We start from the raw sequence: 15,660 nt of genomic DNA on the forward strand, positions 1-15,660 counted from the left end.
AAACCCGTATTGCCGACTTGCCGGATTTTGATATGGCTCGACAGCTGAAAAGCGAAGAAGATATAGCCGCCTATGTAACTATGGTCATCGAAGGGGGCGACGCCGCCGAACTGGCCCATGCCTTGGGTATTGCCGCCAAAGCCCGCGGCATGAGCGAAATCGCCCAGGCCACTGGAATTACCCGCGAAGCATTATATAAAGCTCTCAAACCGGGAGCACACCCTCGCTTTGACACCATCAACAGAGTATGCGCGGCCCTTGGGGTCCGCCTTGTGGCTCAACCGCTGCATCACCACTAAAAACATTCCTATTTGGCCATCCTCAGTTATCCTGAGCGCTGTCAACAGGAAAGGTGCAACGTGAAGGCTTGGGGCCAAGCCCATTGCCATTGCTTCCAGCGCCACCTGAAGCGTTTTGCGAAAAAACAGTTTTGATTAACAATTGATATTTTATCTTTTCAAACATATCAAATACACTCATTTCTTATCTAATTCAAAAGGGCTGTTACCCAGGGTTGCGGCGTCATGCTCGTACCAAGGCACGACACGAAAGTCACACTCGCTCATCTCGGGATCACCAAGAGAAACCTGGAGGAAATTTTATTAACCCTTTCAGTGGATAACTATTCCAGCGGCCCGGAAACCGACCGGGACCAGAGCTGCGATACCTGGGTGTTCGGCAAACAGATTCGCGGCTATGAGATGTATATCAAGTTGAAAGTGGCTGAAGTATCAGGAACAAAAATAGCAAAATGTATTTCATGTCATATCTCAAAATATCCCATGAAGTACCCTTGCAAAACCTCGGAATAGGTTACTTACGAGGAGGTGGAACATGATCAATATATGTCCGTGTCCGAATTGCGAAAAAGAAGCCAAAATTAATTACGTCACCCAACTTGAAGGTATCGATGTTCGTGGTGTGACCATTGAGGTCGAGGCCCGATATTACCAATGCACGGAATGCGGGGTGGAATTTGAGAACACGCAAGGCCCTGACGCCTTGGAAGCGGCCTACCGCGAGTACCGCCGCCGCCACGAGATGTTGCAACCGGAAGATATCCGTGAATGGCGCAAAACTTACGGCATTACGCAAAAGGAATTGTCTGCTTTATTGGGTTGGGGTGGCGCAACTTTAAGCCGTTACGAAAATGGGGCCTTGCAAGATGAAACCCATGAGAAAATGCTCCGAATGGCCATGGAGCCGCACAATCTGCTTAATCTTATCAAGGAAACGCCCCACGCTTTTATCCCGGAAAAACGGGATCGGCTGATCCAGCAGTTGGAGGCGGCTGAGTCCGAGGGTGATTCTATCAACAGAATATTTGAATTGCGGTTAGGGAATTATCAACCGGATGAATTGAGCGGTTATCTGAAATTGAATTTAGCTAAATTACAGAATGCCATTTTGTTTTTCTGTAAAGGGGGCCAGCTTAAGACGAAACTCAATAAGCTCCTCTTCTATGCGGACTTTAAGCATTTTAAGGAAAATGCTGTTTCCATAACCGGCGCAAGGTATGCGCATCTGCAGCACGGCCCGGTGCCGAATAATTACGAATTTTTCTTCGCGTCCTTGACCCACTCAAGGCAAATTGAGGTTAGTGAGATTCAAATCTATAAATATTACGGAGAGAATTTCGTTTCTACAATTGAACCTGATCTGTCAGGTTTTGAGCCATCTGAGTTGAAGGTCCTGGCAGAAGTGAAAGAAATTTTCAAGGATTTTACCGCCACCCAGGTAAGAGATTTTTCGCACCGAGAAAGAGGGTATCAAGAGACCACTGACCACGAGCTCATCTCCTATTCATTTGCTGAAGATTTGCAGATATAGCGGGCTTTTGGCGGGCTTTTGTGCGAGGTCGGACCGAGCCAATACAAGCTAATTGGTTGATATATTCTTTTTGGTTTACTCAATGCGCTTGATGGCAGTATTGTATATTTCCTTATCTCGCCGTGGTCCAACGGCAAGTACATAAACCGTAACCTTTGCCTCTATCACCTGGTAAACCAGGCGATAGTCTCCTACTCTGAGTTTACGGAAATTGGCTAAATTTCCGGAGAGTGGCGCGCCAAATTGTACCGGATCTTCAGTCAGCTGGGTGTCAATTGCCCGCACTATACGGCGGGCTGCCGTTGGGCTTATACTTCCCAGATCATCCTCGACGTCCCTGTGGTATATGACGGTCCAATTCATTTGCCAAACTTTCTCATCATTTCTTTATGGGAGAGTGCTTCTTCAGGCTTAAAGCTTTTCAGGCGAGCAAAGGCAAGGGTTGCGAGGCGTAAATCTTCTATTTCCTCTTCCATGGCTTCATATGCATCGATAGAGAGAAGAATTGCTTTAGGCGCATTGTTTTTAAGGATTATAAGCTTTTCCGTTTCCCCCTTTTCCAATGAGTCAAGGGTTGCAGCTGTTTTTTTGGAAAGTGCGGTTGCCGACAGGTAATCTTTTGCGTGCATTATTCTACCCTCCTTTGGTGGAAAATAATCCATATTATAATCAGATTAATTACCACTGTCAATCGGTGACTTTTAACATCCAATCACGTAATGTCATCAATTCTAAGCAGAACCGCATCGCCAAGTTTTTCGTTTGAAATCTCACATTTCGTCTTTTTGTTTTTTGCAAAGGAGTGCAAATCAGCAAAGGCCGGAACTTGAAGTCTTGCATGTCCAGTTCGTGATGTCTCGGTAATGGCTTTTCGGATAGTGCACGTTTTGCAGTGTGTTGTATTTCCACACCCACCAGTCTCGCTGGCATGGGGACATTCAAAGATATCACCAACCGTTTTTTCTTCGATTTGATCTGGATCGATATCATTCTTACACCAAGCACATACTTTTCTCATTATTGCCCCCTATGTCGTTAATTTACTATATGGTAAGAAATGAAAAAATCAAGGTTAACTACGGCCACTTCATGGCGCCATGCAGGTCTCTCAGTACCACAAGGGAGTCGTCCTTGACTTTCCCCGGGTTTGTCTATATACCGGGATGACTGAAATACCTTTTACACTGTTTCTGCCGTTTGACTCGCTGGAAAATACTATGCCGCATACAGTCCCAGACTTTATCAAGGCCTTAATGGCCCCCAACGCTTACCCCCATAAGGTAGACACGGTTAAACTGATCCAGACCCACATATCGTATGTGCTGATTGCCGGCGATTTTGTTTATAAGATTAAGAAGCCAGTCAATTTTGGTTTTTTGAACTTTACCAGCCTGGATAAACGAAAATTTTTCTGCGAGGAGGAACTTCGATTAAACCGACGACTCTGCCCATCGATCTATCTTGAGACTTTACCCATCAACCATACTGCAAACGGCCACTGCCTTGGAGGATCAGGAGAGACCATTGACTACTGTGTGAAGATGGTTCGGATGCCAGATTCGGGCATGATGGGCAATGTAATTGCGGCTGGCAAGCTCACCAGAGAGCATATTGATGCGATTGTCGCAATCCTTGAACCCTTTTATGAGACTGCGCAGGGCGGCAAAGATGTTGCTCAAAATGGAACCGCTGAGGCCGTCGGTGTCAATGTTATCGAAAACTTTACCCAGACAGAGCAATTTGTCGGTTGCCCAGCCCTGAACAAAAATGAGTTCGATGCCATCAATTCGTACTCCCGGCGTTTTTTGGAAAAAAGTCACATCTTTGAAAAACGTATTGCCCAAAATAGAATTAAGGATTGTCATGGTGACCTGCACTCGGCTAATATCTGTTTAGCTGACAGTGTCTATATCTATGACTGTATCGAGTTTAATACCCGCTTTCGATTCTGCGATATCGCCAGCGATCTCGCTTTTCTGGCCATGGATCTCGACTATCATAATCTGACAGATCTTTCTTCGTATTTAATTAGTCGTTACAAAGAAGATTCTGGTGACACTGCGCTTGATGAGGTGCTTAATTTTTACAAATGTTATCGGGCTTCGGTACGTGGCAAAATAGGCCTGCTTACTGCCCATGAACAGGAGGTTGACGAAAAAACACGCGCCACTTCCCTGAGGCAGGCAACTAAATACTATCTACTGGCCCAGAAATATGCGAGGGGTTAGGTTTAGGGGTTAGAGGTTAAGGGTCAAGGGTTAGGGGTTAGGGGTTAAGGGTTAAGGGTTAAGGGTTAAGGGGCAATGGTTAAGGGTTAGGGGTTTCTTTTATGATTCATCGGCAACCACAAATTTTTGTTTTTTTTGGCATGATTGCCACCGGCAAAAGCACCTTGGCAAAAATGTGGGCAAAAGCCCATGAAATGTTTTATTATAACTCGGACGTGGTCAGAAAGGAGATTGCTGGCAGTGCGGCTCAGCGCTCTGACAAAAGCTCTTTTGGTCAGGGCATTTATTCGTCAGGTTTCAGTCAAAAAACGTACGCCTGTTTGCTTGATAAAGCCGAAACCGCGGTCAAGAGCGGGCAATCTGTTGTGCTTGACGCTTCATACTCTTCAATTGATAACCGTCAGCAAGTCATTGCCCTGGCCGACAAATATTCTGTAACTGTCTGCTTTATTTTCTGCACCTGCCTGGAAGATGAGATGCGAACCAGGATGGAAAAACGTGCCCAAGACCCCCTGGCCGTTTCAGATGGACGCTGGGAGATCTATCTACAGCAAAAAGAAAGTTTTGAATCATTAGACCATCTTGGCGATCAACTGATCACCATTAACACAGTACAATCACCAGAGAGGCTGTTTGAAGAGTTAAAAACCCGTTGCGCTTCTTAATTTTACAGCCGCTCACGACTACACTGAAAACAAAAGGAGAAATATCATGAAAGCCCTTATTTGCGGCTCTTTTGCCTATGACAATATCATGGTCTTTAATGACCGGTTTAAAAACCATATCCTGCCGGATAAAGTGCATATTTTAAATGTTAGCTTCCTTGTACCTGAAATGCGGCGTGAGTTTGGCGGTTGTGCTGGAAATATCGCCTACAACCTTGACCTTCTGGGCGGCAAGGCCGCACCTATGGGAACAGTCGGCCAGGATTTCGACCCCTATGCACAATGGATGGATCAATGTGGCGTTGACCGTTGCCATGTCACCACTATTGACGGGACCTTCACTGCCCAGGCCTTTGTGACCACTGATCTTGACGATAATCAGATTACCGCGTTTCACCCTGGAGCCATGAATTTTGCACACCACAACAAGGTGAGTTCCGCTTCCAATGTCACTATCGGTATGGTCTCTCCCGATGGCCGAGAAGGAATGATTGAACATGCCCAACAGTTTGCTGAGGCTGGCATCCCATTTATTTTTGATCCAGGTCAGGGCCTGCCCATGTTTAACGGTGAGGAACTAATAAACTTCATCAAGCTCGCCACATGGCTTACCGTCAACGACTACGAGTGGCAGTTAGTTCAGGAGCGTACCGGCTTAAATGAGCTGGAAATTACTGAAATGGTCAAGGCTCTGATCGTTACCAGAGGCGGCAAAGGTTCGATTATCTGTGCCGGCCGGGATCGCATCGATATCCCGGTTGCCAAAACCCGAATTTTAAACGATCCAACCGGATGCGGCGATGCCTATAGGGCCGGTCTGTTATACGGTATTATGAATGACCTGGATTGGGCCACCACCGGACGCCTTGCCGCACTACTCGGGGCCGCCAAAATTGAAGAGCACGGCACTCAAAATCACCGTTTTGACTTGCAGGAAATCAAAGACCGGTTTAAAGAAAATTTTGATTACAGCATGGAGTAGATAGCGGATCACCGCCTAAGAACAGCACTAACTTTTTAATTTTTAACTTTTCATTTTTAACTGCCGGCGCCGCCGGCTAGGAGTTGCCGTGTATACGCGTGTTCATCTCTTGCGTTTCCCCAAGGAAACTATTGACCAGCCAATTATCTGTAACCTGGTGAAAAACCACGACCTTGAGTTTAATATCCTTAAAGCCGATATTTTCCTCCAGCAGGACGGTCTTATGGTGCTGGAGTTAACCGGCCAGAAAAAGAATATTATGGCCGGGCTCAAATACCTGAGAGATTTGGGCGTCTCGGTTGAAAAGCTGGCTACAGTTATTCATCGTGATGATGAAAAATGCTTCCAGTGCGGCGCCTGTACAGGTATCTGTCCCACTGGCGCTTTGTCAATAACCAGGCCGGATATGGCTGTGCCTTTTAATCCTGATAAATGCACTGGCTGTGGACTGTGCGTGCATGTCTGCCCGGTACGGGCCATGGAAATTTCGATGGATCATACGGTCCGGGGGCTGGAGTAAGGCTTTTACACGTTACTGACATATAGCTGTAGTTGCCGCAGCAGTTGTTGAGGGTTTTTCTGATAGTCCGCAATAAGCTTTGTTTCAATGGCGGCGTTAAAGGCGTAGATTCCCCCCGGCAGGCGCCCTCGAAACAGATGCAGCGCGTGCTGGCCCTTTTCCCCAGGCAAACGCATGTCCAAGCCGTAGCCAACAACCCAGTCGTTGGGAACTTGCTTGCCACAAACAGCTTCCAGCCTATCAAGTATTATATTAGCTTCGACAGCACGCCCTCTATTTTTTTCCAGCATGAAATAAGCAGACAGTTTCTTTGGGCTAAATGAAGGAAGGTACTCCTTGACCAGCCAGGTCACTGTATTTCCCGCATCAATAAGATCATCAAGAATAACGACCTGATCATAGTTTGCCAGAGTTAAAACTTCTCTCCCGTTACAGTGCAGGGGCTGAGAGAGTTGATGCTTTTGAGCTTGCGATCCATCAATATAGCTGCTCACTTTCAGGCTGGCGACCTCATACCCCATGTTCTCAGGTTTAAAGGAACTCAAGTTTTCGCAAACCATTTCACAAAAGGGAATGGCCCCTTCTAGCAGCTGAATTAAAAGTATTTTTTTTCGGCTGTACCGCTCCACAAGTTCCAGGGCAATTGTCTGCGCAATACGTGAAATCTCACTTGAGCAAAGCACCCCGCCAATAAAAATAGGTTCAATTGTGCCGTCTGAAAAGGCAACCGTTCTTGGCCAGAACACCCCGGCCACTTCTGCCATCTCGCCTTTCAATCCACCAAGAAGGGGGAATTGCTGGGGGTCCATCGACAAAGTCGAGTTGTCGCTTATGATGTAGCGAGGAGACATTGATCAACCCATTGAGACGCGTTTCTTTACCTCTGGAAACAGGCTGATATCAGTATGAGGCAGGAACATCGACCCCACATATTGGTCTGCAAAACTTTTGACTTCAGAAAGCTCAAAACTTGTCATTTTACGAACCACCTGCACCACATCCTTGCGGATATGATTACTGAGTTCACTCATTCTGGCACCCATTAACGAACCATTACCAATATACATGACTGTGTCCGGGTCTACTTCAGGGAGCAATCCAACTGTCATGGCACAATCAATATCAATATATGAGCCAAAGGCCCCGGCAAGAATTATCTGCTGCAAATCGGCGACCTGCAGCCCAACCTCTTCAATTAAGGTTTTAGTCCCCGCAAAAATAGCGGCCTTTGCCCTGATAAAATTTTCAATATCAACCTCATTGATGACAATATCATGTTCAACACCAGCATCCTTTTCCCAGGACAGTACATACTCCATACCACTGCGCCCCTGGCGAATACGATCGGTTTCAACAATGTTAAACTTGCCGCTCTGGTTGATCACTCCATGCTCAAACAGCGTAGCGATAATTATCAGCAAACCTGAGCCACAGATCCCGACCGGCGGCATCTGGCCTATTGTTAAATTCATAGGCTCGTAACTTTGCGGATTGATGCTGAAATCTTCAATTGCTCCTTTAGCGGCGCGCATGCCGTGCGTTATACCGCCACCTTCAAAAGCCGGCCCGGCAGAACAGGCGGCGCATACCATCCAGTCTTTATTGCCGATAACAATTTCGGCATTTGTACCAATATCAATAAAAAGGGTAATCAACTCAGTTCGGTGCATGCCGCAGCCCATAACCCCGGCAACTATATCACCACCTACATAACTTGAAATCGCAGGGTAGAGCAGCGCAACCGTATGGCTGGGCAGTTCAAGACCCAGATCAGAGGCACGAAGCGGCGGGAAAAAAGTTGATACGGGGATGTACGGCGCCCGACGTATATTGTCCGGTTCCAACTTCAAAAACAGATGGGTCATCGTTGTGTTGGCAGCTATGGTGATCGAATTGATCTCGTCCCAGGTGATCGGGATTTCACAATAGCCCTTGTTGGCTAAATCACTTTCGCTAACAGGCGGCCTGCTTGATTTCAGCAGTTTTTTGATAAGCTCATTGATCGTGCCAGTAACAAGTTCATGCATCATTTGCAGACCTCTGGGCTTTTCTGCATAAATGATCCTTGAGATAACATCCTCCCCATAACTTATCTGGGCATTGTAGTCGCCTGCCTCAGAGACAACTTTTCCAGTATTCAGGTCCACCAGTTGGCCATACACCGTCGTTGTGCCAATATCAAAGGCCAAACCAAAATTCCGGTTTGTCCAGTTGCCCGACTGAATATTGATAAGATGAGATTTAAACTTTTCATTGACCGGACGACCAACCGTAACGGTAACTAAGAAATTTTTTTCCCGTAAGGCTCTTCGTATTTTACGAAGGACAGACAGGCCCGTTACCATTCTATGGATTTCATACTGATCAGCAAGGCCCTGTATCACCCGCCCGACATCGGCCCGATTATCAACACTGCTAGGCGCAGACAATTCAAGGCTCAATTTCTCAACCGGAGGATCAAAAATTCCTTCCCGCTTGATGCTGTCGACATCAAAAACGTGCATTCTGGCCCTATGACGCTGAGGCACATCTATTCCCAGTACGCCGCCCTGGGCTCCAGACTCCTCCGGTATCCGAATAGTGACGTCTGCTACAATTTCTGTAGTACAGGCCTGGCGATAGCCTTTTTCGTAATCGCGATCAGACAGCTTTTCGCTTTTTCCGCCAAGAACCTCGCCGGACTCAACAATAATCCGGCATTTCCCGCAGACGCCGGCGCCACCACAGGAGGCATTAATGTGCAGCCCAGCTTCACGGGCGGCTTTCATTACAGTGGTGCCGGCAGCAACCTTTACCGTTCGGTTGGCAGGCTGAAAACTTACTGAAACTGGAGATTTATTGGTTTGCACTTATTTGCTCATTTTGTGGAGGTTAATTGGTTGTTGGTTGGTTAACTGGGAAATTGGGTAAATAGGGAAATGGTTAAATGGGCAAATACTGTAACGGTAAGTTATATTTTACCCCCTTCCACCAGTCAACTAGTCAACCAATCAACAAGTTAATCAACCAATTCCAGCCTGACAGCACAGACTTTTGCCTCGGGAATTTTACAGACAGGATCTAAGGCATCATTGGTCAGAATATTGGCAGCCGCCTCATGGTAATGAAAAGGGATAAAAACTAATTTTTCCGGGACATTATCGGTGACCCTGGCCTTTAAAGAGATCGTTCCCCGCCTTGAGGTCACGGCAAGCAGTTCCTTATCAGTAACACCAATTTCTTCAGCATCAATAGGGTTAATCTCGATAAATGGTTCCGGAGCAGCAGCCTCCAGACCTTTGGAACGCCTGGTCATCGTGCCTGTATGATACTGAAATAACAGCCGACCGGTAGTCAGCGTAAAAGGATAGTCGTCATCAGGCTGCTCATTGGAAGCAACATAGGGAACCTCTGTAAACAGAGCTTTTCCTCCGGCTCGGGGAAATGTTTCTCCAAAAAGAAACGGGGTTCCCGGGTGCGAACGAGTCGGACATGGCCACTGCAATCCCCCCTCTTTCAGCCGTTGATAGGTCATACCGCGCATTGCCGGCCACAGAAGATGCGCCTCTAGAAAAGCCTCTTCGGGTGTGGTGGAAATCTCCTCATGCTCTTTTGAGTTGCTCACCTTAAAGCCGAGATCTTTTACACTTTCCAGCACATGTTTATAGCCCATTCGGGTTGAAAGCTGGTTAATTATGGTCATATCGTCGCGCGCCAGACCGGGAGATGGAACCGCCTTGCGAACCCGCTGCACGCGCCGCTCCGTATTGGTGAAGGTCCCTTCTTTTTCAGCGAAAGAGGCTGCCGGCAATACGACATCGGCAAGCTCTGCCGTTTCTGTCATAAATATGTCCTGGACTATTAAAATCTCCAGGTTTTTCAAGGCCTCAAGCGAGCTCTGCATATTAGGGTCAGACAAGACGGGGTTCTCGCCCATGACGTACAAGGCCTTTAAGGTTCCGGCTTTCATGGCCTCTGTCATCTCAGTGGCAGTTAAGCCAATTTTCTCAGGGATCGGTCGGCCCCAGACATCTTCAAAATGCCGACGCACCTCTTCGTCTGTTATCGGCTGATAACCAGGGAGAACGTTGGGCGAACAGCCCATGTCACAGGCCCCCTGCACATTATTCTGGCCCCTTAACGGATTGACCCCGGCAAACTCCTTACCGATATTGCCAGTAAGCATTGACAGGTTAGCCACCGCATGCACATTATTGGTGCCCATCGTGTGCTGCGTAATGCCCATGGCATAGTAAATACCAGCATTTTTGGCCCCGGCAAATACACGAGCGGCCTCAATAATATCCTTGGCTGGTACGCCGGTAATTTTTTCTCCAAACTCAGGGGTAAACTCTTGCAATGACCGACAGAAAACCTCGAAACCATCGGTGCGCCCAGCTATAAACTCTTTGTCCTCCAGCTTCTCTTCAATAATGACACGGGCAATACAGTTAAGAAGTGTCGAGTCTGTGCCCGGTCTCTGCCTAAGCCAAAGATGGGCAAATTTAACCAATGGAATTTTGCGCGGATCGGCAACAATAAGTTTTGCACCGTTGAACACGGCTTTTTTCATGCGCAGGGCAACAATCGGATGGTTTTCCGTGGTGTTTGAACCAATAACAAGCAGGGCGTCATTTTTTTCAATCCCAGCAACCGAGTTGCTCATAGCGCCAGAACCAAATTTTGTGGCCAGACCGGCCACCGTCGCGGAGTGTCAGTAACGGGCACAATGATCGATATTATTGGTTCCAATCACCGTGCGGAAAAACTTTTGAAAGGCGTAGTTTTCTTCGTTGGTACAGCGCGCCGAAGACAAACCGCCAATAGCATTCGGGCCATGTTCATCTCGTATTGCTTCAAACTTTGAAACAATAAACCCCAAGGCCTCATCCCAGGAAACGGGCAGTAACTCGCCCCCCTTTTCTTTGCGGATGTACGGGGTTTTTAAACGATCGGACTTATTGATAAACTCATACCCGAACCGCCCCTTCACACAGAGCCAGCCCTGATTGTGGGTGTTTGGTTTCGATGATACTCGGATGACCTGATCAGCATGGGAATGCAGCGTGATACTACAACCACAACCGCAATAACCGCAGGTGGTGTCGGTATATTTGACATCTTTTTGACGGCCATGTCCTGCCCAGGCCTTGCCTGTTAAGGCGCCAGTCGGGCACAAGGCCACACACTGCCCGCAAAATTCGCAATCCAGATCTTTGTCAAAGGGCGGGCTGATTTTTGCGTCAAAGCCCCGATAGGCAAAATCAATGGCCCCAACCCCCTGCACCTCATCACAAACCCTCACACAGAGACCACAGAGAATGCATTTGTTCATCTCCCTTTTGATAAAAGGATTTTCATCTATCCGATTATGCTCACGCATCTCACCAAGAAATCTGTTTTCACGAAGTTTATAAAAATAGGCCAACTCCTGTAGGGTGCAGTCTCCTGCTCTGGCACAGACCATACAGTCATTTGGATGATCGGAGAGAAGGAGTTCTACAGTTGTTCGTCGTAACCGGTAAAGCTTATCGCTCTCGGTTGCCACCTTCATCCCCTCTTCAGCGGGGGTTGTACAGGCGGTCACTGGCCTGGGGATGCCCTCAACCTCGACAATACAAAGACGACAAGCCCCAAATGGCCTCAATCGGGAATCATGACAGAGTGTCGGTATTTCGATTTCGAGTGTTTGGGCCGCCTCAAGAATGGTGGTGCCTTCAACGACTTCGATCTCTTTTTCATTAATTGTCAGGCTGATCATGACAGCTACTCCTTCAAGACTGCGCTGAATTTACAAATATCATAACAGGCACCACACTTAATGCACACGGCGGTATTCACCCGGTGTGCCTTTTTCGGCTCACCGGAAATTGCCTTGACCGGGCAGTTTTTCTTGCACATACCGCAGCCGACACAGAGATCTTCCCGAATAAAAAAGGTAAGGAGTTTACGGCAGACTTTGGCAGGACATTTTTTCTGATGAATATGGGCCTCATACTCATGACGAAAATACTTGATAGTGCTTAATATCGGGTTTGGAGCAGACATGCCCAGACCACACAGGCTCGAGTCCTTAACATCATTGGCCAGATCAACCAGCAGATTAATATCTCCCTTTTTGCCCTCGCCTTCGGTAATTCTCGTCAGTATTTCAAGCAGGCGCTTTGTGCCGATGCGACAAGGTGTACATTTTCCGCACGATTCAGCCTGTGTAAACTCTAAAAAAAACTTGGTTATATTAACCATACAGTCCGTTTCATCAAGAACCACCATGCCGCCGGACCCCATCATTGAACCGACACTTTTCAAACTTTCATAGTCAACCTTCAGGTCAATATGCTGCTGTGGGATACAACCGCCAGAAGGGCCGCCGGTCTGTACCGCTTTTAAAAGTTTACCACCCTTAATGCCGCCGCCAATATCAAAAATTATGTCCCGCAACGATATACCCATCGGCACTTCAATAAGCCCGGTGTTTCGGATTTTGCCTGTTAAGGCAAAAACCTTGGTACCCTTGCTGTTTTCCGAGCCTATGGAGGCAAACCACTCAGCGCCATTTTTCATTATTGGAGTGATATTGGCCCAGGTTTCGACATTATTGATAATTGTCGGTTTCCCCCAAAGCCCTTTATCGGCTGGATATGGCGGCTTAGCTCGCGGCATGCCGCGCTCCCCTTCAATGGAGGCAATCAGCGCTGTTTCTTCACCACAGACAAAGGCCCCGGCCCCCAACTTCACCTTAATGTCAAAATCGAAGGTTGAGCCATGAATCCCTTTACCTAAAAAGCCTCGTTCACGGGCTTGCTGAAGGGCAATTTTCAAACGCTCTACTGCCAGGGGATACTCGGCCCGGATATAAACATAGGCGGTTGGCGCCCCTATGGCGAAGGCGCCAATGCTCATACCCTCTATCATGGTGTGCGGGTTGCCTTCAATTACCGAACGATCCATAAAAGCACCCGGATCACCTTCGTCGGCATTACAAATCAGATATTTGGGTACCGCCTCTTTTGAGGCACAAATTTCCCATTTCAAGCCAGAAGGAAAACCGGCACCGCCACGACCTCGCAGACCAGAGGCCTTGATTGTCTCAATGACTTCAGCGGGAGCCATTTCAGTCAAAACCCGGCGGACAGTCTCATAACCGCCCAAGTCAATATATTCCTGGATATTTTCGGGATCAATCTTGCCGTTATTGGCCAACACCACTTTTTTCTGTAAGGTGTAAAACTTATGGTAGTCATCACCAACCCGCCACTCCTCAACCGGAGAACCTGAGACAATATGCTCCATTACAAGTCGAGGAACCATATCCGGCTTCACGTACTGGTAGGTGGTTCGTTCGCCATCGATGGTAATGTCAACCAGAACGTCCCTGTCGCAAAAGCCACGGCAACCGACCTGATGCATCGCACAGTGCTTTTCTATGCGGGCGTCAACCTCGGCCTTTTCGAATTCAGCCCGAAACGCATCCATCACCTCCAGACTTCCGGCGGCTATACCCCCGGTGTCCATACAGACATTTATGATGATTTCACTCACTGTCCTGTTCCTTATCAGCTTTTAAAACGCTTTTAATGGCTTGTGTTACTTTTTCAGGGGTCATCCGGCCATAGACTTTTTTGTTGACCACCATCACCGGGGCAATACTGCATGCCCCCAGACAGGCGACCTTCTCAAGGGTGAACAAACCGTCTTTGGTGGTATCTTCACCCTTGGGAAAATCAAGCTCCTGATTCAATTGAAACAGATTACGATGGGCCCCTTTTACGTGACAGACCGTTCCGCAACATGAGGTAATAATGTTTTTGCCACGTGGTTTCAGAAAGAATTGCGCATAAAAAGTACTGACCCCGAAAAATTTGCTGGCTGGGATATTCGTTCGTTTAGAAAACCAGTAAACCGCCTCTTCCGGTAGATAGCCAAAAACTTCCTGAATGTGCTGAAGGGCAGATATGATATTATCGCCTGACTCATCATACTGCTGATGAATCCGTTCAAGCTCTTCAATCATTGCTTTTTCCATCTGAATGCTCCCGTGGTATCGTTGTTAAACGACCGTGGTTCGTGAGTGGATATTGCTATGTAGTGGTGGCACAGGACTTAGGAAACAGATTACGTGATTTTATGCCATCGCCCTGATAGTTGCAACCTTAAATAGATTTTAAATAGAACCTAACATACTTCATTTATCGATAGCAGATGTTATCGATAGCAGATTGACTTTTCTGAGACAGCAACCTACAATAAGGAACCCTACCCATTTGAGAAGCGATATGAAAATCACCTCTGCTACATATGAAAAAATAATTGCCGACCTGCAAGATGGACTCTATTTTGTCGATCGCGACCGAATAATCACCTTCTGGAGCATGGCCGCTGAACGGATTTCTGGTTTTTCCGCTGTAGAGGTTGTTGGCCAGCCATGCGCGGATAATATTTTGACCATGTCGATGCGGAAGGCAACTCCCTTTGCAAAGGAGGCTGCTCGGTAGAAGCCACAATGCATGATGGACATCCTCGAGCAGCTGAAGTCTATATGCACCACAAGGCTGGCCACCGACTTCCGGTTTCAATCCGGACCAACACGTTGACGGACGAAAACGGAACTATCGTCGGAGGGCTTGAACTCTTTACCGACTTGAGCAACAAAGTGGCAACTGAGGCGCGAATTGATGATCTCAAAAAACTTGCTCTACTTGACGAGCTTACCCACCTTGCCAACCGTCAGTATATCACCAAAGAGATTCACAGCCACTTTGCCGAGAAAAAACGCAACAACACCCCCTTTGGCCCCTTATTCATGGATGTTGATAACTTTAAACATTTCAACGACACATACGGTCATGAATTAGGCGACACCCTGCTGAAACTGATTGCCAAAACTTTGATAAGCAGCGGCAGGCTGTATGACCTTTTTGGGCGCTGGGGCGGAGAAGAATTTATTGGTATTATTCATAATCTATCCAGCAGTGAGCTGAAGGATCAGGCCAACCGAATACACTCATTAGTAGGCAGTTCATATACGGTGGTGAACGAAAAAAGGCTAAGTGCCACAATATCTATTGGCGCTACCATGGCCCGAGATGATGACACACTTACATCACTGCTTGATCGAGCCGATAAAGCAATGTACCAAAGTAAAACTGAGGGCCGAAATCGAGTCACAATAGTTTGAAATAACGTAACTATTCAGGACCACCACCTGAATAGTTGTCCAAAACTTTACCCTCAAAACGGCGCCATATTCTGCGTTCCTTGATTTTCATCAGATATTGATCTTCCAGAATCACCACCACACTTTTTCCTGCGCCTATCGCACACAGCATATATTGGGCCATTTTTCTTACCGGAAACCCAAAACGAGCATCACGGCGGTTCTGTTTAAGCGGTGCAAGGTGAAGCATTTCAGCCACCACTTTACTTGAGTTGTGATAGAACTCAAAGAATCGCCCA

17 protein-coding genes and 1 pseudogene are annotated in these 15,660 nt (G+C 47.3%); 8 read left to right on the plus strand and 10 right to left on the minus strand.

All coding sequences use genetic code 11. The annotated features are described in order from the left end of the window. Window positions 1–8 precede the first annotated feature (8 nt). Entirely contained in the window at window positions 9–299 is a 291-nt protein-coding gene (locus tag HQK80_11105; GenBank protein MBF0222756.1) for a putative addiction module antidote protein, read from the plus strand. 22 nt (window positions 300–321) lie between these two features. Here HQK80_11105 and HQK80_11110 read toward each other — a convergent pair whose 3' ends face one another. Next, window positions 322–480 carry a hypothetical protein gene (locus tag HQK80_11110; protein MBF0222757.1) on the minus strand — a complete coding sequence of 53 codons (159 nt, stop codon included), beginning with the start codon at window positions 478–480 and terminating at the stop codon, window positions 322–324. 44 nt (window positions 481–524) lie between these two features. Between HQK80_11110 and HQK80_11115 the strand changes: the two genes are divergently transcribed. Both HQK80_11115 and HQK80_11120 read left to right on the plus strand, forming a co-directional pair. Continuing rightward, complete coding sequence (locus HQK80_11115; GenBank protein MBF0222758.1) at window positions 525–812, plus strand: hypothetical protein; 288 nt, start codon at window positions 525–527, stop codon at window positions 810–812. A 22-nt stretch (window positions 813–834) separates the two neighbouring features. Further along, window positions 835–1,830 carry a DUF4065 domain-containing protein gene (locus HQK80_11120; GenBank protein ID MBF0222759.1) on the plus strand — a complete coding sequence of 332 codons (996 nt, stop codon included), beginning with the start codon at window positions 835–837 and terminating at the stop codon, window positions 1,828–1,830. Window positions 1,831–1,905: 75 nt separating this feature from the next. On the opposite strand, the gene HQK80_11125 is transcribed toward HQK80_11120, so the two are convergent. From HQK80_11125 to HQK80_11135, 3 genes are all read right to left on the minus strand, one after another. Continuing rightward, entirely contained in the window at window positions 1,906–2,193 is a 288-nt protein-coding gene (locus HQK80_11125; protein MBF0222760.1) for a type II toxin-antitoxin system RelE/ParE family toxin, read from the minus strand. Further along, entirely contained in the window at window positions 2,190–2,459 is a 270-nt protein-coding gene (locus HQK80_11130) for a type II toxin-antitoxin system Phd/YefM family antitoxin (GenBank protein ID MBF0222761.1), read from the minus strand. The genes HQK80_11125 and HQK80_11130 overlap by 4 nt, the downstream gene beginning before the upstream one ends. 83 nt (window positions 2,460–2,542) lie before the next feature. Further along, entirely contained in the window at window positions 2,543–2,848 is a 306-nt protein-coding gene (locus HQK80_11135) for a hypothetical protein (protein ID MBF0222762.1), read from the minus strand. Window positions 2,849–3,047: 199 nt separating this feature from the next. Here HQK80_11135 and HQK80_11140 point away from each other — a divergent pair, with 199 nt between their 5' ends. The 4 genes from HQK80_11140 (at window position 3,048) to HQK80_11155 (ending at window position 6,225) form a co-directional block, all read left to right on the plus strand. Beyond that, window positions 3,048–4,058, plus strand: a complete 1,011-nt coding sequence (locus HQK80_11140; GenBank protein MBF0222763.1) for a hypothetical protein — start codon at window positions 3,048–3,050, stop codon at window positions 4,056–4,058. A gap of 101 nt (window positions 4,059–4,159) precedes the next feature. Beyond that, window positions 4,160–4,723 (plus strand): AAA family ATPase, encoded by a 564-nt coding sequence (locus HQK80_11145; protein MBF0222764.1) that lies wholly within the window; start codon window positions 4,160–4,162, stop codon window positions 4,721–4,723. 46 nt (window positions 4,724–4,769) lie between these two features. Then, complete coding sequence (locus HQK80_11150; GenBank protein MBF0222765.1) at window positions 4,770–5,705, plus strand: carbohydrate kinase family protein; 936 nt, start codon at window positions 4,770–4,772, stop codon at window positions 5,703–5,705. 88 nt (window positions 5,706–5,793) lie between these two features. After that, window positions 5,794–6,225: a 4Fe-4S binding protein gene (locus tag HQK80_11155; GenBank protein MBF0222766.1), complete on the plus strand. Its 432-nt coding sequence runs from the start codon at window positions 5,794–5,796 to the stop codon at window positions 6,223–6,225. A gap of 5 nt (window positions 6,226–6,230) precedes the next feature. Here the strand turns inward: HQK80_11155 and HQK80_11160 are convergent, their stop codons facing one another. The 5 genes from HQK80_11160 to HQK80_11180 form a co-directional block, all read right to left on the minus strand. Then, window positions 6,231–7,076 carry a hypothetical protein gene (locus tag HQK80_11160; protein ID MBF0222767.1) on the minus strand — a complete coding sequence of 282 codons (846 nt, stop codon included), beginning with the start codon at window positions 7,074–7,076 and terminating at the stop codon, window positions 6,231–6,233. A 3-nt stretch (window positions 7,077–7,079) separates the two neighbouring features. Further along, the gene (locus tag HQK80_11165; GenBank protein ID MBF0222768.1) at window positions 7,080–8,993 is read right to left on the minus strand and encodes a DUF4445 domain-containing protein; all 1,914 of its coding nucleotides are present in this window, start codon (window positions 8,991–8,993) and stop codon (window positions 7,080–7,082) included. A gap of 230 nt (window positions 8,994–9,223) precedes the next feature. Next, entirely contained in the window at window positions 9,224–11,965 is a 2,742-nt protein-coding gene (fdhF, locus tag HQK80_11170; protein ID MBF0222769.1) for a formate dehydrogenase subunit alpha, read from the minus strand. Between the two features lie 5 nt (window positions 11,966–11,970). Further along, the gene (gene nuoF, locus HQK80_11175) at window positions 11,971–13,719 is read right to left on the minus strand and encodes an NADH-quinone oxidoreductase subunit NuoF (GenBank protein MBF0222770.1); all 1,749 of its coding nucleotides are present in this window, start codon (window positions 13,717–13,719) and stop codon (window positions 11,971–11,973) included. 19 nt (window positions 13,720–13,738) lie between these two features. Continuing rightward, window positions 13,739–14,230, minus strand: a complete 492-nt coding sequence (locus HQK80_11180) for an NAD(P)H-dependent oxidoreductase subunit E (protein ID MBF0222771.1) — start codon at window positions 14,228–14,230, stop codon at window positions 13,739–13,741. Window positions 14,231–14,480: 250 nt separating this feature from the next. Between HQK80_11180 and HQK80_11185 the strand changes: the two are divergent. Continuing rightward, window positions 14,481–15,382: pseudogene (locus HQK80_11185) on the plus strand (diguanylate cyclase). 10 nt (window positions 15,383–15,392) lie between these two features. Here the strand turns inward: HQK80_11185 and HQK80_11190 are convergent. Continuing rightward, window positions 15,393–15,611: a hypothetical protein gene (locus HQK80_11190; protein ID MBF0222772.1), complete on the minus strand. Its 219-nt coding sequence runs from the start codon at window positions 15,609–15,611 to the stop codon at window positions 15,393–15,395. Between the last annotated feature and the right edge of the window lie 49 nt (window positions 15,612–15,660).

The sequence above is a fragment of the Desulfobulbaceae bacterium genome, assembly GCA_015231515.1.
Classification (GTDB): domain Bacteria; phylum Desulfobacterota; class Desulfobulbia; order Desulfobulbales; family VMSU01; genus JADGBM01.